This window comes from Streptococcus ovuberis (assembly GCF_012396585.1).
Lineage (GTDB): Bacteria > Bacillota > Bacilli > Lactobacillales > Streptococcaceae > Streptococcus > Streptococcus ovuberis.
In genome coordinates this window covers 18,951-45,350 of record NZ_JAAXPR010000002.1, presented here as the reverse complement: position 1 = coordinate 45,350, position 26,400 = coordinate 18,951, and the positions used below count along the sequence as shown (strand labels likewise).

The following is a 26,400-nucleotide window of genomic DNA, read 5'->3' as shown; positions in this document are numbered from 1 at the left end:
ATGGCGCTAAGCACCAATTTATGAACTAAATAGATACGAGCAGGACGCCCCAGGTCAATCCTCCGCCAAAACCAGAGAGAATCAGTTTTTGACCACTCCCTAACTCAATCATCCCCTTCTCGACACATTCAGACAAGAGAATGGGGATACTAGCGGCGCTAGTGTTGCCATAAGCCATCATATTGGCTGGTAGTTTTTCTCGAGGAACCGCGAGTTTTCTAGCCATTTTATCAAGCATCCGATTATTAGCCTGATGTAAGAGAAAGTAATCAACTTCATCTGGCGTAAGGTTAACCTCAGACAGGAGGTCTTTTAGACTAGCCACCACATCCCTGATCGCAAAGTCAAAGACGGCTCGCCCATCCATTTTCAAAGCCAAATGTGAACTTTGGAAATCTGAGTAGGGAGAATGCAACCCCTGATAGCCTGATTCAAGCGCCTGGCCTCTAGTACCGTCTGTATGTAGCGATTCTCTCAGGAAGTGCCTTTGATCATCAAGCTCAAGCAAGACTCCACCAGCTCCATCGCCAAAGAGAACAGCCGTGCTCCGATCCTCCCAATCTAAGGTCTTCGATAAGACCTCTGCCCCGATCACCAAACCTTTTTGATAAACACCTGAAGCCAGCAACTTTTCCGCTGTCGCTAAAGCAAAGACAAACCCAGAGCAAGCCGCAGTAACATCAAACGCAAACGCTTTACTAGCGCCAATATTGGCCTGAACTCTAGCCGCCGTAGACGGCATCATCGAATCTGGTGTGATTGTCGCAAGGATGATAAAGTCTATATCGAGAGCAGATAATCCTGACTGAGCTAACAATTTTTCGGCGACTACTGTCGCTAAGTCACTCGTCTGCTCATCTTTGCTAATCCGCCTCTCTCGAATCCCAGTCCGAGAGCGAATCCAATCATCACTCGTCTCCATGATACGAGACAACTCTTCGTTAGTCACCACTTGGTCGGGGAGATAATGGGCTACCTGGCTTATCTTAGCATGGTAAGTCATTTCAATCCCTCCAAGAAGGAGTGAAGTTTAAAGAGACCTTTTTTCATGACTTCAAACTCTTCTGGAGTGAAGCCTTCTGCAATTTCAGCAATCATTCGACGGTGAAACTTTCGGTGCAATCGATAGATAAGGCGTCCTTTTTTTGTCAAATATAAGTTAACCACACGACGATCCCTCATGGAGCGTTTTCGCTCGATATAGCCCTTTTCTTCAAGACGATTTAAACTAGCCGTCACCGTTCCCAAGGTCACCATCAAGGTTTGAGCTACATGAGTCGGTTGGCAATCTTTGATACTCCCAATCGCATCAATCGTGTGCATTTCCTTGAGCGAGAGATCATTGAATTGACTAGATTTCAGACTATTTTCCTCAATAACAAGCACATTATTAAAAATAGACACAATGTACTCATTAATCAATTCTTCAGACATATCTTTCTCCTCAATACCAAAACAATTTGACACTCAAAGTATATCAGATCATGAATTATTTGACAAGTATTTAGTATGTCTATAAAACTATTTTTTCCAAGCACAGCTTTACTCACCCTTAAACTGAGGCCGTCTCTTTTCCGTATAAGCTCTAACGCCCTCTTTGAAATCTTCAGTGAAGGCTAACGATTTCTGCAAGTTAATCTCAAACTTAGCAAAGTCATGCCATCCAGCAAACTCGCTCTGCCAAATCATTTCTTTGATTGCTGTATAAGAATTATTCGAATTTCGGAGTAATTTTGTGATCAAGCGGTCGGTTGTCTTTTCCAACTTTTCAGAGTCACAAACCTTGTAAACAAAGCCATACTCTAAAGCTTTTTCAGCACTGACCGGCTCTCCTGTCATGGTCAACTGCGTAGCGCGGTTAATCCCGATAGATCGCGTCAGAAGGTACATTCCTCCTGCATCTGGTGCTAAACCGACCCCTACAAAGGCTTGGATGAATTTGGCTTTGTCTGACGCAATGCAGAAATCTGCTGCTAAAACAAGATTGAAAGCAGCACCTGCTACTGCACCATCAACGCTCATGACCACTGGCTTTGGTAGACGTTTTAAAGCATAGGCAATCTCGTTGACCTGCTCTGCAATTCTCCCTAAGGACGCAATATCATCCTCATCCACAGCGCGTTGCATCTCAGCCAAATCACCACCAACCGAGAAAATTTTCCCAGTTGCTTTGATGAGAAGCAAGCGGACGCTAGCATCCTCTTCAGCCCTAGCAAGAGCTTCCAGAATTTCATCACAGACTGGTATATTAAAACCATTAGCAATCTCAGGCTGATTTAACGTAAGATGGGCAACACCAGCTTCCACCTGATATAAAATTCCTTTAAACGTCATGAGAGCCTCCTCAGTTGAATTAGTTGCTCTTATTCTATCCTAAACTATCCCCATTTTCAATTAACAATCATAGCCGATTTGTCACACCCCAGTCATTTGTCGGCTAAATAATCCCGAAAAAGACCCTTTTTCCTGAAAATAACCAATATGACTTACTGACAAGTTCCTCTTTTTTTGCTATAATAGGCTTAAATTTTTTATAAAGGAAATATTATGAAAGTTGTGAAATTTGGCGGCAGTTCCTTAGCATCTGCCCAGCAATTAGAAAAAGTATTAGATATCGTAAAAGCAGATCCTGAACGTAAATTTGTTGTCGTATCTGCCCCTGGTAAACGAGACAGCCAAGACACCAAGGTTACAGATGCCCTCATTCAGTATTATAAGCATTATGTAGCTGAAAAAAATGTTACCGCTGATCAAGAATGGATTATTGAACGCTATCAAGCCATGTCAGACGAGTTAGGATTAAAGCCTAAAGTGATGACAAAGATTGCACAAGCCATCAAAGATCTCGCTAAATTACCAATTCAGGACAATCTTTTTCTGTACGATAGTTTTTTAGCAGCTGGCGAAGATAATAATGCCAAGTTAATCGCTGCCTATTTTAACCAAAATGGGCTACCTGCTGTCTATGTCCACCCTAAGGAGGCAGGCATTACAGTTACCCCAGAACCAGGAAATGCGCAAATCATTCCTTCTAGCTACGACCGTATCGAAAAACTAAGAGGTTATGACGAAGTAGTGGTTATCCCAGGCTTTTTTGGTGTTACTGCAGAAGGCGATATCTGCACCTTCTCCCGTGGTGGTTCTGATATTACTGGCTCTATTGTCGCCGCTGGTGTCAAGGCAGATCTCTATGAAAACTTTACTGATGTGGATGGCATTTTCTCTGCTCATCCGGGTATTATCAAAAATCCTCAGTCCATCTCTGAACTAACCTACCGCGAAATGCGGGAACTCGCCTATGCTGGTTTCACAGTTTTACACGATGAAGCACTTATTCCTGCCTATCGCGGCCGTATTCCGCTAGTCATCAAAAACACGAATAACCCTAGCCATCCTGGTACTAAAATCGTCCTAAAGCATTCTCGTAACCAGCAACCCGTTGTTGGTATCTCAGCAGACGATGGCTTTGTCAGCATCACTATTTCAAAATACTTGATGAACCGTGAAATTGGGTTTGGTCGAAAAGTTCTTCAAATCCTTGAAGATTTAAACATTGGCTTTGAACACATTCCGACAGGAATTGATGACATGTCTGTGATTATTCGAGAACGTCAATTAACCCCCATCAAAGAAGAAGAAATTTTACGCCAACTAACGCACAAATTAGAAGTCGATCATGCTGAAATTGAGCGTGACTTCTCCATCTTAATGATTGTCGGCGAAAATATGAAGAGCCATATTGGTGTCACAGCAACAGCTGCCAAGGCCCTATCTGACAAAGGAATCAATATCGAAATGATTTCACAAGGGTCAAGTGAAGTCTCTATCCTCTTTGTCATTAAGACTGCTCAGAAAAATGCAGCCATTCAAGCCCTTTACGAAGCTTTTTTCCCAAAAAACTAGAATGATACCGACTTGATTTCTTGAAATTCCCTTCCCAAGCCGATATAAAAACAGCCATGTCCTGCTTTACCTACAGGAGATGGCTGTTTCTATTTTCTAGAAGGTAAGCATTATTGAAAAGAAGCTTCCTCCATTTTGACAAAAAAGAGAAGACCTCATCGTCCTCTCCTGATCATAGAAAGACTAGGAAAAATAGTTTGCTCTACTAGAACTGTATTAAAAAGAACTATATCAGGCTTATCATTCTAAGCCTCTTGAAAACGACTAAACGATATAGCCTTTATGTTGGAAAATACTAGCTCCTGGAGTCATTACCTAATGAGGAATCTCGCCAAAATACAGGTCCAAGAGGTTATTTACTGGGAGCTAGAAACATTCAAAAAATAGTAGATAGAAGAACTTGCAAAGCCGATCAAGACACTGAAAATTTTAAATAGCTGCTGCGTCATTGAGCAGTCACCAAAACAGTATAAGAAATTCTGCAACGCCAAATCACTCCATTTCCTAGGGAAGGAAATAAGATAAAACGCCTGCTTACGGAATAACTACTGTCTATAGTTATTTCGTAAACAAGCGTTACGTTTTACAATCCCAATGATGATGAGTGTTACCGTCAGGACAAGCCTGACGGTAGACCAGAGCTAGACTAAGTTACCTGGTGTAGGCAACCATCATCATAACACTCAACAAAATTGATGATTTTATACTAATTCGATGATTGCCATCGGTGCTGCATCACCACGACGTGGTTCAGTCTTCAAGATACGCGTGTAACCACCGTTACGGTCTGCATAGCGAGGTGCAATCTCAGAGAACAATTTTTGAAGTGCTGTAGTAGCAGTATACTTATCAGTAGTTTCATCATAGTTTTCTGAAGCAATCTCGTTACGAACAAAAGCAGCTGCTTGACGACGAGCATGCAAATCACCACGCTTACCAAGCGTAATCATTTTTTCAACAGTTTTACGGATTTCTTTAGCACGAGCTTCAGTTGTTACGATTGATTCGTTAATCAAAAGGTCAGTCGTCAAATCGCGGAGCATCGCTTTACGCTGTGAGCTAGTGCGTCCAAGTTTACGGTATGCCATGTTTTCCTCCTCTATTATTTATCGTTTCGCAAACCAAGACCTAAGTCAGCTAGTTTAAATTTAACTTCTTCAAGACTCTTACGGCCAAGGTTTCTCACTTTCATCATTTCAGGCTCAGATTTTTCTGTCAAATCAAATACAGTATTAATTCCTGCACGTTTCAAACAGTTATAAGAGCGAACAGATAGATCAAGTTCCTCAATTGTCCGGTCAAGCATCTTATCTTCAGAGCTTGTTTCAACTTCTTTCATCACATCAGTTGATTTTGCAACTTCAGTTAAATCAGTGAAGAGAGCCAAGTGCTCAGTCAAGATACGCGCTGAAAGACCAAGAGCATCTTCTGGAATAATGGTACCATTTGTCATGATTTCAAGTGTCAATTTGTCAAAACCATCATTGCTACCTACACGGGCAGGTTCAACTTGGTAATTGACTTTTGTTACCGGCGTGTAGATTGCATCTACGGCCAAGGTACCTACTGGGGCATTATCCTTTTTATTGCCTTCAGCTGGAACATAGCCACGTCCAGTATTTACTGTTAATACAGCTTTGAAGGTTTTTCCTTCACTGATGGTGAAGAGATAATGATCAGGGTTGACGATTTCAATATCGCTATCAGACAGGATATCTCCAGCAGTCACAACAGCTGGCCCAGTTACATCAAGTTCGATTATTTTTTCGTCAGTTACATATGATTTTACAGCAATTCCTTTAATGTTAAGGATGATTTGCATAACATCTTCACGAACACCTGGAACAGTGTCAAATTCATGAAGAACTCCCTCAATCTTAATAGAGGTAATCGCCGCACCAGGGAGTGAGGCCAACAAGACTCTACGAAGAGAATTTCCAAGCGTTGTCCCGTAACCACGTTCAAGCGGTTCGACTACAAATCTGCCATAATCTTTATTTTCATCAATTTTTGTTATTGTTGGTTTTTCAAACTCAATCATTTACTGTACTCCCTCTTCAACGTCCGTTGTGTCAGTTGTATGATCAATTATACACGGCGACGTTTCGGAGGACGAGCACCATTGTGTGGCACAGGAGTCACATCACGAATTGCGGTTACTTCAAGACCAGCGGCAGCAAGAGCACGAATCGCAGATTCACGACCTGAACCAGGACCTTTAACTGTAACTTCAACTGTTTTCAAACCGTGTTCTTGTGCTGATTTAGCAGCAGCTTCTGAAGCCATTTGAGCAGCGAATGGTGTTGATTTACGAGAACCTTTGAATCCAAGCGCCCCAGCTGATGACCAAGCAATCGCATTACCATGCACATCTGTGATCATGACAATTGTGTTGTTAAATGTCGCATGGATATGAGCAATACCTGACTCAATATTCTTTTTCACACGACGTTTACGTGTTGGTTTAGCCAATTTTTTTACCTCCTATTTTATTTTTTCTTACCTGCAATCGCAACGGCTTTCCCTTTACGAGTACGAGCGTTGTTCTTAGTATTTTGTCCACGAACTGGCAAGCCACGACGGTGACGAATACCACGGTATGAACCAATTTCCATCAAACGCTTGATGTTCAAGTTAACTTCACGACGAAGGTCACCTTCAACTTTAATCGCATCAACTTCACGACGGATTGCGTCTTCTTGTTCAGGTGTCAAATCTTTCACACGAATATCTTCAGAAATACCTGCGGCAGCAAGGATCTTCTTAGATGTTGGAAGACCAATACCGTAAACGTAAGTCAATGAAATTACTACACGTTTGTCATTTGGAATATCAACTCCAGCAATACGAGCCATTTTTTCTCCTTTCTATGTTTAGCCTTGACGTTGCTTGTGTTTTGGATTTGCTGGGCAAATTACCATAACACGACCATTACGACGAATTACTTTGCAGTATTCGCAAATCGGTTTAACCGATGGTCTTACTTTCATTCTATCCCTCCAATTTTTTCGACTATTTAAAGCGGTATGTGATGCGTCCGCGTGTCAAATCATAAGGACTCAATTCAACAGTAACACGGTCTCCGACCAAGATACGGATATAATTCTTACGAATCTTACCAGAAACTGTTGCCAAAATTTGATGACCATTTTCAAGTTCGACAGTAAACATTGCATTGGGCATGGTATCAACTACCTTACCTTCAATTTCAATCACATCTTCTTTTGCCACGCAAAAGACCCCCTTTAAATTTCGATTTGATGTCCCCCATAAAGAGGGGTAACAATTATAAGTCAGACTAGCTTATCATACCATTTTCCCAGTAAAAAAGCAAGCCATGCGAACACTTTATTTCAAATTATTCAAGACTTTTTCGATAGTTGCAAACACCAATTCGATGTCTTGATCGCCATCGATATCGTGAACTAGTCCTTTGGCACGGTAATGGTCAATAATCGGCTGCCCTTGTGCAATATTGACTTCCAAACGCCGAGCAACAGACTCTGGCTTATCGTCTTCGCGCTGATAATAATCGTCTTCGTTGTAATCACCTGCAGGTGGGTTGAAGACTTTATGGAAGGTTTCCCCCGTTTCTTTGTGGATAATGCGGCCACTCAAGCGCTCTTGAAGTTTAGCTGGATCAATCTCAATATTGATAACACCATCCAGGGCAATACCTAAATCAGCCAAGTTTTGATCTAAGGCATAAGCCTGATCAATGGTCCGAGGATAACCGTCTAACAAGAAACCTCTTTCTTTGATATCATCTTGTCCCAAGCGCTCTTTAACAATACCATTGGTCACTTCATCCGGCACCAGATTACCACCATCCATATAAGACTTGGCCAGAAGGCCAAGCTCTGTTTGATTGGCAATTGCAGCACGGAACATGTCCCCTGTTGAAATATGAGCAACATCAAATTGCTCTACAATTTTAGCGGCCTGAGTCCCTTTTCCAGCACCCGGCAAGCCCATAATTAAAAGGTTCATAAAAACTCCTTATTTTGTGTTTTAATCGGTCTGCCATAAAACTGACAAACTCATTAAAAAACAAAATAGAGAGGGTGGAACGAATCATCCGCGAAAGAACCTGGATTGTCGTCCCACACCATATTCTATTTTGAACCAATCATAAAGCCAGTATACTTACGCTTAAGTAGGTAACCTTCTAACTGCTTAATGCCTTCAATAGCGGTTGAAATCAGGATTAAGAGACTCGTACCACCTAGCGCAACTGCATTGGACAGGCCAAATGCATTTTGAGCTAGAATCGGTAGGATCGCTACAAAACCAAGGAAAAGAGCACCGACTAGTGAAAGATGACGCAATAAGTTGGTCAAATACTTCTCTGTTTCCCGACCTGGACGCACCCCATGAATATAGGCTGCGCTCTTTTGGAGGTTTTCAGCTGTCTTCTCTGGATTAACCTGAACAAAGGTATAGAAGAAGGTGAACAGAATAATCAAACCTAAGTAAACCAACATTCCACTTGGAGTTGTTGTCACAAAGAAATCATTTAATTTACTCAACCAACTTAGGTTCTGATTACGAGCGCTAAAGAATTGAATCAAAGCACTTGGTACAGCTGTTATGGAGCTGGCAAAGATAACTGGAATAACACCAGCTGGATTGACCTTCAAAGGTAGATAAGAGGTCGACGGTGCACCTTGTGCTAGCTTCGTATACTGAATCGGAATCTTATATTCTGCCTGTTGAACAAATGTAGTAAACATAATAATAGCAAGAACCGCAATTATCATAATCCCCACAAAGATATAAGATGATGTCAGCCGATCGCTTGAAACGTTGACAAATTTATCCTCGTATAAGGAATAAAGCATATCTGGAATGGATGAGACAATCCCCGAGAAGATAATCATGGAAACACCATTCCCATACCCTTTATCCGAAATTTGCTCTCCCAACCACACTACAATCATACTACCTGCGGTCATGATCATGCCAATAACAAGGTAGGTCTGCCAAGTCGGATTTGGAACCAGATTAGCACTCGCTAAAGCTTCAAACCCACCGGTGATAACAATCGATTGAACAAAGGCCAGGAAAAGAGAAATCCATCGCGTTGCTTGATTAAGTTTGCGGCGACCAACTTCACCTTGCTTGCCCCATTCCACAAACTTAGGATAGATGTCCATCTGCAAGAGCTGAACAACGATCGATGCAGTGATATAGGGGCTAACCCCCAGAGCAAAGACTGAAAAGTTTTTCATGGCATTCCCTGAAACCAGACTAAGCATATTGAGGAAAGACAGATTGCTCAATTCATCCAAGGCTTTGGCATTTATACCAGGCACTGTAATATGAGTCCCTACTCGAAAGACTAGTATAATAAAGAGGGTAAACAGGATTTTAGAGCGCACCTGTTTTACCTTCAACGCTTCTATAAGAAGTTTAAAAAACATATAGAGCCACCTCGTTAGATGATCTCGATTGAGCCACCCTTAGCTGTGATTGCTTCTTCAGCTGATTTTGAAAATTTAGCTGCTTTAACAGTCAATTTCTTAGTCAATTCTCCGTTACCAAGAATTTTAACACCTGATTTTTCAGCCTTAACAATACCTGCTTCGATCAGTGTTACTGGCGTTACTTCTGTACCATCTTCGAAGGCATTCAAAGCAGCTAAGTTAACAATAGCGTACTCTTTAGCATTAATATTAGTGAAACCACGTTTTGGCAAACGACGGAACAATGGCGTTTGTCCACCTTCAAAACCAAGACGCACACCGCCACCGCTACGCGCTTTTTGACCTTTTTGACCGCGACCTGAAGTCTTACCGTTACCAGATGACGTACCGCGACCTACACGGTTACGAACTTTACGAGAACCTTCAGCAGGTTTCAATTCATGTAATTTCATTATAAATTTTCTCCTTTTTTGTAAACTGCTAGCGCCTCTAACCTGTGCAGGACACGCAGGCTAGAAACTCGCCTATACGTTAATGGTACTTAAGCCGCATGGCTAACCAAGCGACTTAAGTGATAATTAATAGTAGTAAGGAAAGAGTTGACCGGCATTTTTTCACCTGAGTCACTCTTCTTACCGTACTCATCACTAATCCTCTAGCGATTCGCTGACGATCAATGATCATTTGTGTTACTTATTTAACCTCTTCAACAGTTACCAAGTGAGAGATGGTGTTAACCATACCCAAGATCGCTGGGTTGTCTTCTTTGATAACAGACGAGTTTAATTTGCCAAGTCCAAGCGCAACAACTGTTTTACGTTGGTTAGGTTTGCGTCCGATTGGAGACTTAGTCAAAGTAATTTTAATTTGAGCCATTTGAATCTCCTTTCTTATGCCAAGTCAGAAACTGAGATGCCACGAAGAGCAGCTACCTCTTCTGCACGTTTCAATTGTTTCAAACCTTCAACAGTTGCACGAACGATGTTGATTGGTGTATTTGAACCAAGTGACTTAGAGGTGATATCTGCAACACCTGCTAATTCAACAACGGCACGAACTGCACCACCAGCGGCAACCCCTGAACCTTCCGCAGCAGGTTTCAACAAGACACGAGCGCCTCCGAATTCAGAGTAAACTTCGTGAGGGATTGTTGTACCAACCATTGGAACTTCAATAAGGTTTTTCTTAGCAGCTTCAACAGCCTTACGGATAGCTTCTGGAACTTCTTGGGCTTTACCAGTACCAAATCCTACACGACCATTGCGGTCACCCACAACGACAAGGGCTGCAAAACGCAGACGACGTCCACCTTTAACAACTTTTGTAACACGGTTGATGCCAACCAAGCGTTCTTCAAGTTCAACTGCATTGTTGTCTTTAAATGCCATTTTTTAGTGTCCTCCCTATTAGAATTTCAATCCGTTTTCACGGGCTGCATCAGCCAAAGCTTTTACACGTCCATGATAGAGATATCCACCGCGGTCAAAGACAACTTCAGTAATACCTTTAGCAACTGCACGTTCTGCAACGAGCTTACCAACAGCAACGGCTTGTTCTGTTTTAGTTCCTTTTGAAACGGCTTTATCAAGAGTTGAAGCGTGAGCGAGTGTAACACCCGCTACGTCATCAATCACTTGAGCGTAGATGCCTGTATTAGAACGGAAAATGTTCAAACGTGGGCGTTCAGCTGTTCCAGAGATTTTACCGCGCACGCGTTTGTGGCGTCTTTGGCGGATTTTATTTTTATCTGGTTTTGAAATCACTTTATTTCTCCTCTTAATAGTCTTTGTCTATCAAAGTTGGAAGTCTTTAGGCAGCCAATCGAAAATTGATCAGCCGATTCCTAAGATTACTTACCAGTTTTACCTTCTTTAAGACGAACATGTTCACCAACATAGCGGATACCTTTCCCTTTGTAAGGTTCTGGAGCACGCAAGCTACGGATGTAAGCAGCAGTTTGACCAACAAGCTCTTTGTTGATACCACTCACGTGGATAGTTGTTGGGTTTGGCAGTTCAAAGGTAATACCTTCTGGTGCTTCTACTTCATCTGGGTGAGATTTACCGACAGCAAGTGTCAACTTGTTGCCAGCCAATTGCGCACGGTAACCAACACCCTTCATTTCAAGCTCTTTTTTGTAGCCTTCTGAAACGCCAACAACCATGTTGTTGAGGAGGGCACGAGTCGTTCCGTGGATTGTTTTCATTTCTTTTGAATCGTTTGGACGGTGAAGGGTTACTTCAGTACCGTCAACACGGATTTCAATATCTGTAGAGAGTGCACGTGACAACTCTCCTTTTGGACCTTTTACAGTAACTACGCCATCGGCTTGAGAAAGCTCAACGCCTGCAGGCAATGTAATCACTTTATTACCAATACGTGACATGTTTTATTTTTCTCCTGTTAGATTGTCAGGTCTTGCGACCAGTTTTCACGGGGTGAACGAAGATACAAAGGGCGTTAAAGAGCCAAAGTGAAAATAGAAAATCTGACAAAGAATGCTTGCATTCTAGGAAGATTTGTCTTTTTCACACAGGCTCTAGCCCGTGTTCAATTCGTTCTTTTATGTAAGCTAATCTGAAAAATCAGATTACCAAACGTAAGCAATAAGTTCTCCACCAACGTTCTTTTGACGAGCTTCTTTATCTGTCAAGAGACCTTCTGAAGTAGAGATGATTGCAATACCAAGTCCGTTAAGAACTTTAGGAATGTCATCGCGTTTTGAGTAAACACGAAGACCTGGTTTTGAAACGCGTTTCAAGTTTGTGATAACGCGCTCACCGTTAGCTCCGTATTTCAAGAAGACACGGATGATGCCTTGTTTGTCATCTTCGATGATTTCAACGTTCTTTACAAAACCTTCGCGCTTAAGGATTTCAGCAATCCCTTTTTTGATGTTTGATGCAGGCACTTCAAGAACTTCATGTTTTGCTTGGTTAGCGTTACGAATACGTGTCAAAAAGTCTGCAATTGGGTCAGTCATAACCATTTGTTTTTTCTCCTCTTACTGGCAGTTTGCATGGCACTTACCAGTTAATGATGCCCGATTGGGCATATTTGTTCAAATCCGTTTATCAGTCGATTTGAACTCGTGCTAAGCTCTTAGTGAAAATGATAGATTCTCCCAGACGCAAGTCGCCTGTGTCAAATCTCCTGTTTTCACTGTGAGCTTTTAACGCACTCGTATCATGTTATTACCAAGACGCTTTAGTCACGCCTGGGATTTGTCCCTTGTATGCTAATTCACGGAAGCAAACACGGCAAAGTTTAAACTTGCGGTATACTGAATGTGGACGGCCACATTTTTCACAACGCGTGTAAGCTTGTGTTGAGAACTTCGCTGGTCGCTTGTTCTTAGCAATCATTGATTTCTTAGCCATTTTTTACCTCCCTATTATTTTGCAAAAGGCATCCCTAAGCCTGTAAGCAATGCACGTGATTCTTCATCAGTCTTAGCAGTTGTAACAATTACGATATCCATACCACGTGTTTTATCAACGTCATCAAAGTTGATTTCTGGGAAGATCAATTGCTCTTTAACCCCCAATGTGTAGTTCCCACGACCATCAAATGATTTTGTTGGTACACCATGGAAGTCACGTACACGTGGAAGAGAAACTGATACCAATTTATCCAAAAATTCATACATGCGTTCGCCACGAAGAGTGACTTTAGCACCGATAGCAACACCCTCACGAAGACGGAAGCCGGCAATTGATTTCTTAGCTTTTGTAATCAATGGTTTTTGACCAGAGATCAATGCTAATTCTTCAGCAGCCTTTTCAAGGTTTTTCGCGTTCGCAGTTGCATCGCCGACACCCATGTTGATAACGATTTTATCAACTTTTGGCACAGCCATAACTGAGCTATAGTTAAATTGTTCTGTCAAAGCAGGCACAACTTCATTAAGATATTTTTCTTTTAAACGATTAGCCATTTTACTTCTCCTTTCCTTCGTGATTAGTCAAGCACTTCGCCTGATTTTTTGTTGTAACGAACTTTTTTGCCGTCTACTACTTTGTAGCCAACACGTCCAGCAACACCATTTTTGTCCAAAACTTGAACGTTAGAAGCATGGATAGGTGCTTCTTTTTCAACGATTGCTCCTTGAGGGAACTCGTTGTTAGGCTTTTGATGTTTTTTGATGATAGCTACACCTTCAACGATAACTTTGTTTACTTTTGGAAGAGCTGCAAGCACTACTGCTTCCTTGCCTTTATCCTTACCGGCAATCACGCGAACCTTGTCGCCTTTTTTTACAAACATTTGATTTCTCCTAGTTATTCTTACGCCCTAAGGGCACCCTGACAAACTTGTCAGGGGACTGCGTTTGCTTTCTTTTGATTAAAGTACTTCTGGTGCCAATGAAACGATTTTCATGAAACCGCCATCACGCAATTCACGTGCCACTGGGCCAAAGATACGGGTACCGCGAGGGTTTTTGTCCTCACGAATGATAACAGCAGCGTTATCGTCGAATTTGATGTAAGAACCATCTGGGCGACGAGCACCTGTCTTGGTACGAACGATAACAGCCTTAACAACGTCACCTTTCTTAACCGCACCACCAGGAGTTGCTTGTTTTACTGATGCAACGATGATATCACCGATGTTTGCGAACTTACGTCCTGAACCACCCAAAACCTTGATGGTCAAGATTTCACGTGCACCGCTGTTATCAGCGACTCTCAAACGAGTTTCTGTTTGAATCATTTAAGTTTTCTCCTTTCTGGTTAATTAGATGACAATTGCTTCTTCCACAACTTCTACCAAACGGAAACGTTTTGTAGCTGACAGTGGGCGAGTTTCCATGATACGAACGATATCGCCTTCTTTGGCAGTATTGTTTTCATCATGTGCTTTATACTTCTTAGAGTAGTTGATGCGTTTACCATAGACTGGGTGGTTACGTTTGGTTTCAACTACAACTGTGATGGTTTTGTCCATTTTGTCAGATACAACACGTCCGACAAGAACTTTACGTTTATTGCGTTCCATTGAAATTCTCCTTCCCTAGTCTATTCTTTGATTTCAGATTGCACGGTCTTAACACGTGCAATTTGCTTTTTCACTTCGTTCAAACGAGCAGTTTGATCAAGTTGGCCTGCAGCAGCTTGGAAACGGAGCTCAAATAATTCTTTCTTGAGCTCATTTTCCTTCTTAGCAAGCTCTTCTTGAGACAAGCCACGAAGCTCTTCAACGAATTTTTTAATTTCTTTAAGTTTCATGTCTTCTCCTTACTCTGCTTCGCGCTTTACGAATTTGCATTTAACTGGCAACTTGTGGCTAGCAAGACGAAGAGCTTCACGAGCGATTTCTTCAGAAACGCCTGCAACTTCAAACATGACTTTACCACGTTTAACTGGTGCAACCCAACCTTCAGGAGAACCTTTACCAGAACCCATACGAACCCCGATAGCTTTAGCGGTGTATGATTTATGAGGGAAGATCTTGATCCAAACCTTACCACCACGTTTCATGTAACGCGTCATAGCGATACGGGCAGCTTCGATTTGGCGGTTAGTGATCCACGAGCTAGTTACTGCTTGAAGACCGTATTCACCGAAGTCTACTTGCTTACCACCTTTTGCTTCACCGCGCATTTTTCCGCGGAATTCACGACGGTGTTTTACACGTTTAGGTACTAACATGTGTTATTTACCTCCTTGGTTTTTACGAGCTGGCAAGATTTCACCACGGTAAATCCATACTTTAACACCAAGTTTACCGTAAGTTGTGTCTGCCTCTTCCCAAGCGTAGTCAATATCGGCACGAAGAGTGTGAAGTGGAACTGTACCTTCAGAGTAACCTTCGCTACGCGCGATATCCGCACCATTCAAACGACCAGAAACCTGAGTTTTAATTCCTTTAGCACCTGCGCGCATTGCACGTTGGATAGCTTGTTTTTGAGCACGGCGGAAAGCCACACGTTGCTCTAATTGACGAGCAATTCCTTCACCAACAAGGTGTGCATCAAGATCAGGTTGTTTGATTTCAATGATGTTGATGTGGACTTGTTTACCAGTCAATTTGTTCAATTGTGCACGAAGTGCATCAACATTGCTACCAGATTTACCAATAACCATACCTGGTTTAGCAGTGTGAAGTGAAACGATCACTTTGTTAACAGCGCGTTCGATTTCGATGGTTGAAACAGATGCATCTGCTAATTCTTTGTTGATGAAGTTACGGATTGCAAGATCCTCATGGAGGTAATCCGCGTATTCTTTTTCAGCGTACCATTTGGCATCCCAGTCACGGATAATACCGACACGCATACCGATTGGATGTACTTTTTGACCCACGTTTTTACCTCCTAGTTTACTTCAGATACAACCACAGTGATGTGTGATGTACGTTTGTTAATTGGTGAAGCTGAACCTTTCGCACGTGGACGGAAACGTTTCATTGTTGGTCCTTCGTTTGCGAAACATTCGCTGACTACCAAGTTAGCTTTCTCCAAACCAAAATTGTTTTCAGCATTTGCGATAGCTGAATTCAAAACTGACAAGATGATTCCAGCAGCTTTGTTTGGAGTGAATGTTAAGATGGCAATTGCGTCTGCAACGTTTTTGCCACGAATAGTATCTAGTACAAGACGTGTCTTACGAGGTGAAACACGCACTGTACGAGCCATTGCTTTAGCTGAAGTAATTTCTGCCATTGTGTTCTCCTTCTATTATTTACGTCTTGTTTTCTTATCGTCAGCAGCGTGACCTTTGTAAGTACGTGTTGGCGCAAATTCACCAAGTTTGTGACCTACCATATCTTCTTGAATGTACACAGGCACATGCTTGCGTCCATCATAAACTGCAATAGTATAACCGATAAAGCTTGGGAAAATCGTTGAACGACGTGACCAAGTTTTGATGACTTTTTTCTTTTCGTCGTTAGCTTGAGCTTCAACTTTTTTCATCAAATGCTCATCGACGAAAGGTCCTTTTTTAAGACTACGTCCCATTTTGTAGTGTTCTCCTTTAAAATATGTACCACAGCGGCCTGGGTTCTGGACAGAACCCCAAGACCATGTTCGTTGTTCAGCCCCCGCACAGTTGATTAGCCGTTTCGAGGTAGCCAAGCTACTAGAAACTGCAATCAACCACTGCGTCAAACTGGTATTTCAATCAAACTATCCTTGGAATTTCAAGTCCAGTAGAAACCCTACCGAGCTGGCGGATGTCTATCAGCTAACTAGCTGATTATTTCTCGTTGCGACGACGAACGATAAGTTTGTTCGAACGTGCTTTCTTGTTACGTGTTTTAAGACCAAGCGCTGGTTTGCCCCAAGGCGTAGATGGCGCTTTACGTCCAACTGGTGCTTTACCTTCACCACCACCGTGTGGGTGATCGTTAGGGTTCATTACAGAACCACGAACGGTTGGGCGGATCCCCTTCCAACGGTTACGGCCTGCTTTACCAATGTTAACCAGTGATTGTTGTTCGTTACCTACGCTACCAACAGTCGCACGGCAAGTACCAAGAATCATACGAACTTCGCCAGATTGAAGACGGACCAGTACGTACTTGCCTTCTTGACCCAATACTTGAGCAGAAGCACCTGCAGCACGGACTAACTCACCACCACGACCTGGTTTCAACTCGATGTTGTGAATCACTGTACCAACTGGAATGTTGGCAAGTGGCAATGCGTTACCAACTTTAATATCTGCATCTGGGCCAGAAACGATACGTTGACCAACTTCAAGACCTTTCGGTGCAAGAATGTATGCTTTCACACCATCTGTGTAGTGTACAAGAGCAATATTAGCTGTACGGTTTGGATCGTACTCAATCGTTTTGACAACTGCTTCAACACCGTCTTTGTTGCGTTTGAAGTCAATCAAACGGTAATGACGCTTATGTCCACCACCGTGGTGACGAACTGTAATGCGGCCAGCGTTGTTACGGCCTGCTGTCTTTTTCAAAGAAACAAGCAAGCTTTTCTCTGGTGTATTTGTTGTGATTTCAGCAAAATCCAAAGAAGTCATATTACGACGGCCATTTGTCGTTGGTTTATAAACTTTAATACCCACGTTAATTCCTCCTTAGATTATTCAGCTTCAGTCGCGAACAACTCGATTGCTTTTGAATCAGCTGTCAAAGTGATGATTGCTTTTTTAACCTTGTTAGTGTAACCAACATAACGGCCTACGCGTTTTTGTTTTGGTTTCACTGTTACAGTATTAACATTAGCTACTTTAACACCTTCGAAAGCAGCTTCTACAGCTTGCTTAATCAAAAGCTTATGAGCACGAGTATCAACTTCAAAAACATATTTCCCTGCTTCAAGTTCAGTCATTGACTTTTCAGTGATAACAGGTTTTTTAATTACGTCGTACAAATTCATTATGCAAGAACCTCCTCGATAGTAGAGATAGCTGCTTTGGTTACAAGAAGTTTGTCCGCGCTTGTGATGTCAAGTACACTTGCAGTTGTTGCAGTTGAAACTTTAACATTTGGAAGGTTACGAGCTGACAAAGCAGCGAAGTCGTTTCCATCCTCAAGGATAACTAAAACTTTTGTATCAATGCTAAGTGCTGCAAGAACTTTTGCAAACTCAGCCGTTTTTGGAGCTGCAAATGAAAGAGATTCTACAGCTACAAATTTGTTTTCAGCAACTTTTTCTGAATAAACTGATTTCAATGCCAAGCGACGAACTTTTTGTGGAAGTTTGTAGCCGTATGAACGTGGCGTTGGACCGAAGACCACACCACCGCCACGCCATTGTGGAGAGCGGATAGAACCTTGACGCGCACGTCCAGTTCCTTTTTGACGCCATGGTTTGCGTCCGCCACCGCGAACTGCTGAACGGTTTTTCACTGCGTGAGTCCCTTGACGAAGGCTAGCACGTTGGCTGATGATGACATCAAACACAACAGATTCATTTGGCTCAATGCCGAATACTGCATCGTTTAAGGTCAACTCGCCAGCTTCTTTACCAGTTTGGTCAAATAATGTTACGTTTGCCATTTCGACTGATTCCCCTTTCTTTATTATTTAGCAGCCTTAACTGCTGACTTGATAGTGATAAGAGATTTCTTAGCACCTGGAACGTTACCTTTAATTAAAAGAACGTTCTTTTCTGGAACAACTTGTACGATTTCAAGGTTTTGAATCGTTACACGGTCGCCACCCATGCGTCCTGCAAGGTTTTTACCTTTGAAGACACGGTTTGGTGCAACAGGTCCCATTGAACCTGGACGACGATGGTAACGAGAACCGTGCGCCATCGGGCCACGTGATTGACCGTGGCGTTTGATAACACCTTGGAAACCCTTCCCTTTAGATGTTCCTGTGACATCCACAACATCACCGGCTTCAAACTGTTCAACAGTTAATTCTGAACCAACTTCCAAGCCTTCAATGTTTTTGAATTCACGAATGAAGCGCTTAGGAGCTGTGTTTGCTTTCGCTACATGGCCTTTGGCAGGTTTGTTACTCAACACTTCACGCTTGTCATCAAAACCAACTTGAACAGCAGCGTAGCCGTCTGTTTCAACAGTTTTCACTTGAAGCACTACGTTTGGAGTTGCTTCGATGACAGTAACAGGGATAAATTCACCAGTTTCAGTGAAGATTTGAGTCATTCCCACTTTTTTCCCTAAGATTCCTTTTGTCATGAGAAAATTATTTCCTTTTCTTCTTTTTTAAAAAGTTTTTAACGAGCGTTTTTCATGCTCACATCAAGATACAATAGCGTTAAACACGAGATGAAAACAGGGAGTCTTGCGACGAAACCAAAGCTTCAAGGAAGGACCTTTTTCACGAAGTATTTAGCCCGTGCTCAGTTACCTGGACACGTGTTCTTCTTTTTTTCTTGATTAAAGTTTGATTTCGACGTTTACACCACTTGGAAGATCCAATTTCATCAATGCATCAACTGTTTTTTGAGTTGGGTTGATGATGTCAATCAGACGTTTGTGGGTACGCATTTCGAACTGCTCACGAGAGTCTTTGTACTTGTGAGTCGCACGAATAATCGTGTAGAGGCTACGCTCAGTTGGAAGTGGTACTGGACCAGCAACAGTCGCACCTGTGCGAGTAGCAGTTTCTACGATTTTTGCAGCTGCTGTGTCAAGTGTACGGTGCTCGTACGCTTTCAAGCGGATGCGGATTTTTTTGTTTGCCATCTTTGTCTCCTTTTTCGTCTATTTAAGATAATAGGCTAGCTCTTCAGGAAAACCAACACGAGTTGCGTGGCAATGCAACCAAGCGTGTCGCAACCTCCTGCGTCAAAGCTAAAGCCGTATTTTTTACGGCACCATAGTAGTATACCAAATATCTTCCTTCCTTGCAAGACTTTTAAATAATTTTTTTCTCTCTTAACATAGACTATCCGTTTACATAATGCTAAGCCTCTCAATTTCCGGTCTCCGTTTAGCATTCTATTGCTGACATAGCCTATTCCTCACTCGGATAACGCCATATTCTTTCGCCATGTCATATAGAAAAGAACTTCACGCCTCATCCTTGGTGAAGTTCTTTTCATAACATCGTCTTCTGAATCGTGACTACAATCCCAATCGCTCAAAAATCTCATCGACCCGCTTGGTGTAGTAGGCTGGGTTAAAGAGTTCATCAATCTCGTCTTGGGTGAGTTTTTCGGTGACTTTTTCGTCTGCTTCAAGAAGCGGTTTGAAGTCCACTTGATTATCCCATGAGTAGGCTGTTTTGGGCTGTACCAAGTCGTAAGCCTCCTCACGCGTCATGCCTTTTTCGATGAGTTTCAACATGACACGCTGGCTGTAAATGAGACCAAAGGTAGAGTTCATGTTCCGAATCATGTTTTCAGGAAAGACCGTCAAGTTCTTGACGATGTTGCCAAAGCGGTTGAGCATGTAGTTGATGAGAATCGTTGTGTCTGGTGTGATGATCCGCTCCGCTGATGAGTGCGAAATATCACGCTCATGCCAAAGCGCCACATTCTCATAAGCTGTCACCATGTGCCCACGAATGACACGCGCAAGCCCTGTCATGTTTTCTGAACCGATTGGGTTACGTTTGTGAGGCATAGCAGAGCTGCCTTTTTGGCCTTTTGCAAAGAACTCTTCAACTTCACGTTGTTCAGACTTTTGCAGACCACGGATCTCCGTTGCCATGCGTTCAATGGATGTCGCGATGCTTGCGAGAACCGCAAAATATTCGGCGTGGAGGTCACGCGGCAAGACCTGGGTCGAAATCTCCTGCGAACGGATGCCCAACTTACCACAAACATACTCCTCGACGAATGGAGGAATGTTGGCAAAGTTTCCAATGGCACCAGAGATTTTTCCAGCCTCAACACCAGCTGCTGCGCGCTCGAAACGCTCTTGGTTGCGCTTCATTTCGCTGTACCAAGTCGCCAATTTGAGACCGAAGGTCGTTGGCTCCGCATGCACACCGTGAGTACGACCCATCATGATGGTCATCTTGTGCTCTTTGGCCTTCTCAGCCACAATGTTGGTAAAGGTTTCAAGGTCACGACGGATAATGTCGTTGGCCTGCTTGTAGAGGTAGCCGTAAGCCGTATCCACCACGTCGGTAGAAGTCAAGCCATAGTGAACCCACTTGCGCTCCTCACCGAGGGTTTCAGAAACCGCACGGGTGAAAGCCACCACATCGTGACGGGTCTCCTCCTCTATCTCTAAAATACGGTCGATATCAAAGCTCGCATTGGCACGAATCTTCGCCACATCTTCCTTGGGAATCTCACCCAACTCAGCCCATGCCTCGCTAGCTAGGATTTCCACCTCCAACCAAGCACGGTACTTGTTCTCTTCACTCCAAATGTTCGCCATCTCAGGGCGGGAATAACGTGTTAGCATTAATGTATCTCCTTATAAATCAATCTTTTTAATAACTTTATAATTTTTGTTCTCATCCATTGAGCAAATCGAATAGCCTTATTGGTTTCTTGATAAAACTGCAATTCCTTTTCTTTTTCACGAATCTTCCATTTAAGTGATTTGTCATAAAAAATTAATTCTTGAAATCTTTCTCCACCGAAATATATGCAATCTCTAACCACTTCATATTCAATGTTCTCCCTATTTCTGATATCTTGGATTTTACTATATAAATCTTCTGCAACTAGACTAGCAACTTTTAGTTTTGTATTTATTATCAAACTCCCAATTGCATAACTTGACAACCATAAGAAGCTGATTTGAGATAAAAACTCTTTCTGTTCAATTAACGATACTCTCCCCATAGTATGAAATATTACTTTTAGAAAATTGTTTAAATCTGGATTATCTATAATGAAGTTTAAAACTTGCTGATTCTCTATGGAATTGATAAATTCTGAATAAACTAAGGAATCAATTCTCGATAGAAAATTCTCAGAAAAATATCCATTAATTACATCAAATAGTATCGGTATGACAATAGATAACAACACCCCAAAAATTAATGTCGTATTATTGATCTTCCTTAAGAAATGAATTGGAATAATTAATACAAATATCAAATAAATTACTGCTATTAACAAAAAGAAGAGTATTAGAGCTATTATCTCAGAGCTTCCTAATAAATCTATATAGAACAATAATGGTAATATAGGAATCAAGTAATAATATAGACTAGTTAAATAATTTCGTGCTTGTAATATTATTCCAATCATAGCAATACATAAAAAAATGATTACTAACATATAAATCGGAACTGATACTATTTTTCCAAAAAAGGTTGAAAATATAATTAACATAAAAACAATAAAAAAGAAGCCAAAATTAGTAATCTTATATATATATTCTCCTAACTCTCTACGCTTTTTTAAATCCGTTCGATATCCATTATCTGTGACAAAAAAATACTTCCGTGCTCGTATTTCTTTATAGAGTAATTCCACTTTATGTATCCAAATTTTTAAAGAACTATACCAAGAACAGATTAAACTTACAATAAGCCCCATTGAGAGTAGCATCAACATCTTATTATTAGTAGTCACTAAATACATAGATATAAATCCTAAAATAATAGATAAAAACTGCTTTATATTAGAATTACTTCCGTTATCCATAAATTTATTTACTAATCTCCCCTTTCCCTACCGCTAATGACGGATAGTGTGGCAGTTTTGACAAATCTGTATCTAGTGGTAAATCATAGATAGCAAGATAATCATATGGGTATAAATTTTGCAGCTCTGCCATTTTTTCAGAGATTGCTTGAGAATTTTCTGAAGCAAAAACGACTGCGGCAACACATGGTTCCCCATTTCTAATAAAAGAGTGAACAATAATTTGTGTCATGTTTTTCTCTTTTAACCAAGCAGTAGAATATTCTTATTTAGGAAATCAAAGTACCAATAATGGTCTTCTAGCACTTGATAGTCTATAATGCCTTATGCTTCGGCTTTTTGTCGTAACTGCGTTAAGTCACTTGCAATAGTTTCGAGATTAGCATCATCTCTTCCTACCAAATGAGGTGAGGAACATTTATCTCATCTCCCTATAAAACATTTGAGCACGCCTCCAAACGTTCCAAAGCAACAATTCAATTATTAATGTTTATAGTAGCGATATGAGCCCAATTCCCCAAAGGACTTAGTCAAGCAATCCTCATCAATAATCTATGAATCTCCAGCCTCCACTTCCTCCTCAATGATCTTGATAGTCCTGTATGGTTTCAACAACTTGTTGGCTAATTTCGTGATTAGTGAGCCAGCGATCTTCTGTTTGATGTCTACCTAGTTGAATGGTAACTAAGCGCTGAGATTCCATCATTTCTATTAAAAATGGATGATTGCTACTTCCTTTGACCAAATAAACATCCTTTATCGCTGAGCCTAACCCCTTTATCAAATCAACTAGGTAAGGATAATAAGGGCTATGTACCCAAGCAAGAAGAGTTAAAGGAGTTTTTGAAGAATCCAACAAGACTTCTAAGCGCTGAAAGTCTTCTTTCTTAGAAAAATCAAACAAGACAAATTGTGCCTTTTCATTTTCTAAGAGGATAGGTTCATAACGTTCTCGATGTCTCCCGCAAAGAATGACAGGATTCGAACTCTCCTGGGTCAGGATTCTACTTGCCTCAAACAACATTCCCGAACCTCCAATAATAACCAACATGATTGCCCTCCTAAATAAATTCTTCCGCATCTTCCCCCAACACCGTCACGTGTCCCATTTTGCGGTTGTATTCACCATAGCAAACTCATTTTATTAAATAATAATTCTACGAGTAACTTACTACCAAACTAAGCAGTCTTTATAACTCCTCATCAGTCACACCAAATATATCATCATCCTCATCAATTTCTACTTCAAATTCAAAGGAAATGCGTTTTGGTGTTCTAGGTAAACCGTACGTTGCAAGATAATCTTTTACACACTTTTCATCACAAGTATACTCTAGTACAATCTGATGTTCACTTTGAGAAATGATTTTTATTCCTTCTGTATCAGCAATTTTAGGAATAACAATATCATCCTCATAGGTTAAAATAACCTCCGTAGCCTCATCCACATTATCAAACTCCTCTTTCTCTATTACCACTCCCGGATGATGTGGCAATTTTGACAAATCTGTATCCAATGGCAAATCATAGATGGCAAGGTAATCTTTCGGGTATTGATTTTGTAGCTCTGCCATTTTTTTAGAAATAGCTTGAGAATTTTCCGAAGCAAAGACAACTTCGACAACTCCTGCTTCGCCATTTTCAATAAAAGCATGAACAATGATTTTTATTATACATTCTCCCCAACCAAGCATAGCATTTGTTTTCTTCACCTCAAATACGGTAATAACGGCTTATTACAACGGGTTCTACTTTGAGTTTCTACTTTTTAAAATCAATAAATTTAAATTTGGGAAAATAATTTTTAAAAATCGATAAACTACTAAAAATGTCAGTATAAACCCAAACAAAGTCAATAGGTTATCTAACGATTCGTATGAAATCTTTTCCTTATTCCAATGATTCAAAATCAAATTAACCCCATCCATCAATAAAATTATTAAAGGCGCCACTACAAATTCATATATTGGTGATGTAGATAACAATAGTGAAATTATCGCTAATGAATTTTGTAATTGAAAATTGTCATCATTTTTTTGAGACTCACTCATCGCCAAGTGTAAATTTATTTTTTCTGAAGTTAATATTATTAAACTATCAATATTATAGATATCCAAAAACAAATAATCTAAAATATCGTTTAACATATTGACACTGTTTTTATATAGTAATCTTTGTTCACTTAACTTTATCAATTCCACTTTCCTGTTGATTAAAGCAGAAATATTATTTGAATCTATATTATTAAGAGTAGAGTAATTCAAAATATACATTTGACCCGCATATTCTTCTATTACTCTTGAATATATAAACGACTTTTCACGTTCTTCTTGATTATCTATAGTTATCAAGGTCGTACTCGGTGAGAAGATCCATAAGCTATCTTTTGCATTCGGATTAGCAAAATTGGGAATAGATTTACTTTTTATAAAATAAGAATCTCTATCTACATTAATAAATTTATCAATTAAATTTCTAGAAAGATTGTTTTTTTTAAGCTGTATAAACATCTCATATTATAAGATTGAGACTCATAATCAAAGTACCTATCAACAATTGTTAACAATACCTCTTGTAATTCCTTACCGTGAAAAAAGCTTTGACCTAAGAATGGTATTAAAGCTGAATTTCCAGATAACTTAGATACCTTATCATCTAAGTGAATTGTATTTTCGTAAAAATCTAAATCACTTTTGTAATTATTTGTATCATACTTTTTAGACCCTTTATCTAAATAGTATCTATCAACAAAGTTGATAGATAGGTGTATATACTGATTGTTAATAATTTTTATGAGCGGGGAAACAGGAAACTCTTTATTCGGTAGTCTTTCTACATGAATGTTAAATGGCTTTAAACAAATATATTTAATATTATCATATCTATCTATTGTGTGATTATAAAATAGATTAATCTTTTGGTTTTCAAATATTGCCAATTCTTTAACTGTTGCTAAATGATCTTCATCCAGAGATTCTTCTTTATCCAACCTACTTTTATTATACGGAAAAACGCCGTAAATTTTTCGATTCATAATATCATCTCTATACTGTTCTTCATTTAAATCTAAAGTAAAGTCAATAATCTTTTTTGAGAAATCTTCCTCTAATATATTTTCTTTAAACTTGCCGTTCTCCAAATATATGTGTAAATATATTTCATTATAATATTTTTTAAATCGAAGCATCTTTAATGATTAATCCCCTCCTACTCCAATCTGGGTAACACAACATCGTTTAACCTATCACTAAACACCGTCACGTGTCCCATTTTGCGGTTGTGCTTTGCTTCTATTTTACCATAGAGGTGGAGGTGGGCGCTAGGGTTTTCTGCAACATAGCTTCTAGCTTGTTCTATGTGTTGGCCGAGGACATTGAGCATGACGGCTGGGGCATGGAGTTTGATCGTTGGCAGGGGTTGACCTAGCACGCCCAGAATATGGGTGTCAAACTGTGAAAAATCACAGGCTTCGATAGAGTAATGCCCTGAATTGTGAGGGCGTGGAGCAATTTCATTGACCAGAATCTCATCGCCTGCCACAAACATTTCCACACAGAGGGTGCCAGACAGGTTGAGCTGCTCTGCGATTTTGACTGCCATCGCCTGCGCTTTAGCGCTCAAGTCGTCTGAAATACGGGCTGGGACGATGGTTTTTGACAGGATATTGTCGCGGTGGATATTTTCCTGAACGGGAAAGACGGTGACATCTCTGCCATTGCCAGATACGATGACCGAGATTTCCAAGTCAAAATTGACGAACTCCTCCAGGACGCACTCGGTAGCATTAGCCAGCTTGTTGGCTACTTCAAAGTCTGCTTCCGAGCGAATAACGACTTGACCGTGGCCATCATAGCCATCTGCGGCAGTTTTGAGGACATAGGTTTTTGAGAAGTCAAGATTTTCCAAGTCAAGGCTAGAAGTCACCACCTTGTAAGGTGCCACGGTCACACCTACTTTATTGGCCAAGAAATCTTTCGTCCCATGATTCAGTCAAGTGGAGATTCAAACTATTTTGATTCTAACGTCTTGAAAGACTTGGCAAATGGGAGAAAAGAGGCTCCTATAGGTAAC

39 protein-coding genes and 3 pseudogenes are annotated in these 26,400 nt (G+C 40.9%); 1 reads left to right on the top strand and 41 read right to left on the bottom strand.

The window, feature by feature from the left end; translation table 11 throughout:
* Nucleotides 1–25: 25 nt before the first annotated feature.
* The 3 genes from HF992_RS01400 to fabM form a co-directional block, all read right to left on the bottom strand.
* Nucleotides 26–1,003: a beta-ketoacyl-ACP synthase III gene (locus HF992_RS01400; protein ID WP_168548277.1), complete on the bottom strand. Its 978-nt coding sequence runs from the start codon at nt 1,001–1,003 to the stop codon at nt 26–28.
* The gene (gene fabT / locus HF992_RS01395) at nt 1,000–1,434 is read right to left on the bottom strand and encodes a fatty acid biosynthesis transcriptional regulator FabT (RefSeq protein WP_168548276.1); all 435 of its coding nucleotides are present in this window, start codon (nt 1,432–1,434) and stop codon (nt 1,000–1,002) included. Before fabT ends, HF992_RS01400 begins: the two co-directional genes overlap by 4 nt.
* A gap of 108 nt (nt 1,435–1,542) precedes the next feature.
* Entirely contained in the window at nt 1,543–2,334 is a 792-nt protein-coding gene (gene fabM / locus HF992_RS01390) for a trans-2-decenoyl-ACP isomerase (RefSeq protein ID WP_168548275.1), read from the bottom strand.
* A 213-nt stretch (nt 2,335–2,547) separates the two neighbouring features.
* On the opposite strand from fabM, the gene HF992_RS01385 reads away from it, so the two are divergent.
* Entirely contained in the window at nt 2,548–3,903 is a 1,356-nt protein-coding gene (locus tag HF992_RS01385; protein ID WP_168548274.1) for an aspartate kinase, read from the top strand.
* Between the two features lie 701 nt (nt 3,904–4,604).
* Here the strand turns inward: HF992_RS01385 and rplQ are convergent.
* From rplQ to purK, 38 genes and pseudogenes are all read right to left on the bottom strand, one after another.
* A complete protein-coding gene (gene rplQ / locus HF992_RS01380; RefSeq protein ID WP_168548273.1) occupies nt 4,605–4,991 on the bottom strand; it encodes a 50S ribosomal protein L17 in 387 nt (128 codons plus the stop codon).
* 14 nt (nt 4,992–5,005) lie between these two features.
* Complete coding sequence (locus tag HF992_RS01375) at nt 5,006–5,944, bottom strand: DNA-directed RNA polymerase subunit alpha (RefSeq protein WP_168548272.1); 939 nt, start codon at nt 5,942–5,944, stop codon at nt 5,006–5,008.
* A 47-nt stretch (nt 5,945–5,991) separates the two neighbouring features.
* The gene (gene rpsK / locus HF992_RS01370; RefSeq protein WP_004195509.1) at nt 5,992–6,375 is read right to left on the bottom strand and encodes a 30S ribosomal protein S11; all 384 of its coding nucleotides are present in this window, start codon (nt 6,373–6,375) and stop codon (nt 5,992–5,994) included.
* Between the two features lie 17 nt (nt 6,376–6,392).
* Complete coding sequence (gene rpsM / locus HF992_RS01365; protein WP_168548271.1) at nt 6,393–6,758, bottom strand: 30S ribosomal protein S13; 366 nt, start codon at nt 6,756–6,758, stop codon at nt 6,393–6,395.
* A gap of 18 nt (nt 6,759–6,776) precedes the next feature.
* Nucleotides 6,777–6,893 (bottom strand): 50S ribosomal protein L36, encoded by a 117-nt coding sequence (rpmJ, locus tag HF992_RS01360; protein ID WP_001808836.1) that lies wholly within the window; start codon nt 6,891–6,893, stop codon nt 6,777–6,779.
* Between the two features lie 22 nt (nt 6,894–6,915).
* The gene (gene infA, locus HF992_RS11865; RefSeq protein WP_018374463.1) at nt 6,916–7,134 is read right to left on the bottom strand and encodes a translation initiation factor IF-1; all 219 of its coding nucleotides are present in this window, start codon (nt 7,132–7,134) and stop codon (nt 6,916–6,918) included.
* 117 nt (nt 7,135–7,251) lie between these two features.
* Entirely contained in the window at nt 7,252–7,893 is a 642-nt protein-coding gene (locus tag HF992_RS01350; protein ID WP_168548270.1) for an adenylate kinase, read from the bottom strand.
* A 125-nt stretch (nt 7,894–8,018) separates the two neighbouring features.
* Nucleotides 8,019–9,326, bottom strand: a complete 1,308-nt coding sequence (gene secY, locus HF992_RS01345; protein ID WP_168548269.1) for a preprotein translocase subunit SecY — start codon at nt 9,324–9,326, stop codon at nt 8,019–8,021.
* Between the two features lie 14 nt (nt 9,327–9,340).
* Nucleotides 9,341–9,781, bottom strand: a complete 441-nt coding sequence (gene rplO / locus HF992_RS01340) for a 50S ribosomal protein L15 (RefSeq protein WP_168548268.1) — start codon at nt 9,779–9,781, stop codon at nt 9,341–9,343.
* A 241-nt stretch (nt 9,782–10,022) separates the two neighbouring features.
* A complete protein-coding gene (rpmD, locus tag HF992_RS01335) occupies nt 10,023–10,205 on the bottom strand; it encodes a 50S ribosomal protein L30 (RefSeq protein WP_168548267.1) in 183 nt (60 codons plus the stop codon).
* A 14-nt stretch (nt 10,206–10,219) separates the two neighbouring features.
* A complete protein-coding gene (gene rpsE, locus HF992_RS01330; protein WP_018374468.1) occupies nt 10,220–10,717 on the bottom strand; it encodes a 30S ribosomal protein S5 in 498 nt (165 codons plus the stop codon).
* A gap of 18 nt (nt 10,718–10,735) precedes the next feature.
* On the bottom strand, nt 10,736–11,092 hold the full coding sequence (rplR, locus tag HF992_RS01325) for a 50S ribosomal protein L18 (protein WP_168548266.1): 357 nt from the start codon (nt 11,090–11,092) through the stop codon (nt 10,736–10,738).
* A gap of 86 nt (nt 11,093–11,178) precedes the next feature.
* Nucleotides 11,179–11,715, bottom strand: a complete 537-nt coding sequence (rplF, locus tag HF992_RS01320) for a 50S ribosomal protein L6 (RefSeq protein ID WP_168548265.1) — start codon at nt 11,713–11,715, stop codon at nt 11,179–11,181.
* 204 nt (nt 11,716–11,919) lie between these two features.
* A complete protein-coding gene (gene rpsH, locus HF992_RS01315) occupies nt 11,920–12,318 on the bottom strand; it encodes a 30S ribosomal protein S8 (protein WP_168548264.1) in 399 nt (132 codons plus the stop codon).
* Between the two features lie 205 nt (nt 12,319–12,523).
* Entirely contained in the window at nt 12,524–12,709 is a 186-nt protein-coding gene (locus HF992_RS01310) for a type Z 30S ribosomal protein S14 (RefSeq protein WP_001085697.1), read from the bottom strand.
* Nucleotides 12,710–12,723: 14 nt separating this feature from the next.
* Nucleotides 12,724–13,266: a 50S ribosomal protein L5 gene (gene rplE / locus HF992_RS01305; protein ID WP_168548263.1), complete on the bottom strand. Its 543-nt coding sequence runs from the start codon at nt 13,264–13,266 to the stop codon at nt 12,724–12,726.
* Nucleotides 13,267–13,289: 23 nt separating this feature from the next.
* Nucleotides 13,290–13,595: a 50S ribosomal protein L24 gene (gene rplX, locus HF992_RS01300; RefSeq protein ID WP_168548262.1), complete on the bottom strand. Its 306-nt coding sequence runs from the start codon at nt 13,593–13,595 to the stop codon at nt 13,290–13,292.
* Nucleotides 13,596–13,673: 78 nt separating this feature from the next.
* Nucleotides 13,674–14,042, bottom strand: a complete 369-nt coding sequence (gene rplN, locus HF992_RS01295) for a 50S ribosomal protein L14 (protein WP_168548261.1) — start codon at nt 14,040–14,042, stop codon at nt 13,674–13,676.
* A 24-nt stretch (nt 14,043–14,066) separates the two neighbouring features.
* On the bottom strand, nt 14,067–14,327 hold the full coding sequence (rpsQ, locus tag HF992_RS01290; protein WP_168548260.1) for a 30S ribosomal protein S17: 261 nt from the start codon (nt 14,325–14,327) through the stop codon (nt 14,067–14,069).
* Nucleotides 14,328–14,347: 20 nt separating this feature from the next.
* Nucleotides 14,348–14,557, bottom strand: coding sequence for a 50S ribosomal protein L29 (gene rpmC, locus HF992_RS01285; RefSeq protein ID WP_168548259.1), 210 nt, complete (start codon nt 14,555–14,557; stop codon nt 14,348–14,350).
* Between the two features lie 9 nt (nt 14,558–14,566).
* The gene (gene rplP, locus HF992_RS01280; RefSeq protein ID WP_168548258.1) at nt 14,567–14,980 is read right to left on the bottom strand and encodes a 50S ribosomal protein L16; all 414 of its coding nucleotides are present in this window, start codon (nt 14,978–14,980) and stop codon (nt 14,567–14,569) included.
* 3 nt (nt 14,981–14,983) lie between these two features.
* The gene (rpsC, locus tag HF992_RS01275) at nt 14,984–15,634 is read right to left on the bottom strand and encodes a 30S ribosomal protein S3 (RefSeq protein WP_168548257.1); all 651 of its coding nucleotides are present in this window, start codon (nt 15,632–15,634) and stop codon (nt 14,984–14,986) included.
* Between the two features lie 11 nt (nt 15,635–15,645).
* Nucleotides 15,646–15,993 (bottom strand): 50S ribosomal protein L22, encoded by a 348-nt coding sequence (rplV, locus tag HF992_RS01270; RefSeq protein ID WP_168548256.1) that lies wholly within the window; start codon nt 15,991–15,993, stop codon nt 15,646–15,648.
* Between the two features lie 15 nt (nt 15,994–16,008).
* Nucleotides 16,009–16,290 carry a 30S ribosomal protein S19 gene (gene rpsS, locus HF992_RS01265; RefSeq protein ID WP_000533766.1) on the bottom strand — a complete coding sequence of 94 codons (282 nt, stop codon included), beginning with the start codon at nt 16,288–16,290 and terminating at the stop codon, nt 16,009–16,011.
* A gap of 238 nt (nt 16,291–16,528) precedes the next feature.
* Nucleotides 16,529–17,362 carry a 50S ribosomal protein L2 gene (rplB, locus tag HF992_RS01260; protein WP_168548255.1) on the bottom strand — a complete coding sequence of 278 codons (834 nt, stop codon included), beginning with the start codon at nt 17,360–17,362 and terminating at the stop codon, nt 16,529–16,531.
* 17 nt (nt 17,363–17,379) lie between these two features.
* Nucleotides 17,380–17,676: a 50S ribosomal protein L23 gene (locus tag HF992_RS01255; protein WP_168548254.1), complete on the bottom strand. Its 297-nt coding sequence runs from the start codon at nt 17,674–17,676 to the stop codon at nt 17,380–17,382.
* Nucleotides 17,676–18,299 carry a 50S ribosomal protein L4 gene (gene rplD, locus HF992_RS01250; protein ID WP_168548253.1) on the bottom strand — a complete coding sequence of 208 codons (624 nt, stop codon included), beginning with the start codon at nt 18,297–18,299 and terminating at the stop codon, nt 17,676–17,678. Before rplD ends, HF992_RS01255 begins: the two co-directional genes overlap by 1 nt.
* Before the next feature lie 23 nt (nt 18,300–18,322).
* Entirely contained in the window at nt 18,323–18,949 is a 627-nt protein-coding gene (gene rplC, locus HF992_RS01245) for a 50S ribosomal protein L3 (RefSeq protein ID WP_168548252.1), read from the bottom strand.
* Between the two features lie 201 nt (nt 18,950–19,150).
* Entirely contained in the window at nt 19,151–19,459 is a 309-nt protein-coding gene (gene rpsJ / locus HF992_RS01240; protein WP_168548251.1) for a 30S ribosomal protein S10, read from the bottom strand.
* A gap of 381 nt (nt 19,460–19,840) precedes the next feature.
* Nucleotides 19,841–21,133: an adenylosuccinate lyase gene (gene purB / locus HF992_RS01235; protein WP_168548250.1), complete on the bottom strand. Its 1,293-nt coding sequence runs from the start codon at nt 21,131–21,133 to the stop codon at nt 19,841–19,843.
* Nucleotides 21,133–22,329, bottom strand: coding sequence for a hypothetical protein (locus HF992_RS01230; RefSeq protein WP_168548249.1), 1,197 nt, complete (start codon nt 22,327–22,329; stop codon nt 21,133–21,135). The genes purB and HF992_RS01230 overlap by 1 nt, the downstream gene beginning before the upstream one ends.
* Before the next feature lie 4 nt (nt 22,330–22,333).
* Nucleotides 22,334–22,561, bottom strand: coding sequence for a phosphoribosylaminoimidazole carboxylase (locus HF992_RS01225; RefSeq protein WP_168548248.1), 228 nt, complete (start codon nt 22,559–22,561; stop codon nt 22,334–22,336).
* Between the two features lie 348 nt (nt 22,562–22,909).
* Entirely contained in the window at nt 22,910–23,380 is a 471-nt protein-coding gene (locus HF992_RS01220) for a Rossmann-fold NAD(P)-binding domain-containing protein (RefSeq protein WP_162012409.1), read from the bottom strand.
* Between the two features lie 10 nt (nt 23,381–23,390).
* A pseudogene (locus HF992_RS12315) lies at nt 23,391–23,447 on the bottom strand (hypothetical protein); the annotation flags it as partial.
* A 333-nt stretch (nt 23,448–23,780) separates the two neighbouring features.
* Nucleotides 23,781–24,002 (bottom strand): annotated as a pseudogene (locus tag HF992_RS11860) (phosphoribosylaminoimidazole carboxylase); the annotation flags it as partial.
* Nucleotides 24,003–24,077: 75 nt separating this feature from the next.
* Complete coding sequence (locus HF992_RS01205; RefSeq protein WP_168548247.1) at nt 24,078–24,839, bottom strand: hypothetical protein; 762 nt, start codon at nt 24,837–24,839, stop codon at nt 24,078–24,080.
* The gene (locus HF992_RS01200; protein WP_168548246.1) at nt 24,797–25,516 is read right to left on the bottom strand and encodes a hypothetical protein; all 720 of its coding nucleotides are present in this window, start codon (nt 25,514–25,516) and stop codon (nt 24,797–24,799) included. The genes HF992_RS01205 and HF992_RS01200 overlap by 43 nt, the downstream gene beginning before the upstream one ends.
* Before the next feature lie 20 nt (nt 25,517–25,536).
* A pseudogene (purK, locus tag HF992_RS01195) lies at nt 25,537–26,304 on the bottom strand (5-(carboxyamino)imidazole ribonucleotide synthase); the annotation flags it as partial.
* Nucleotides 26,305–26,400: the final 96 nt, after the last annotated feature.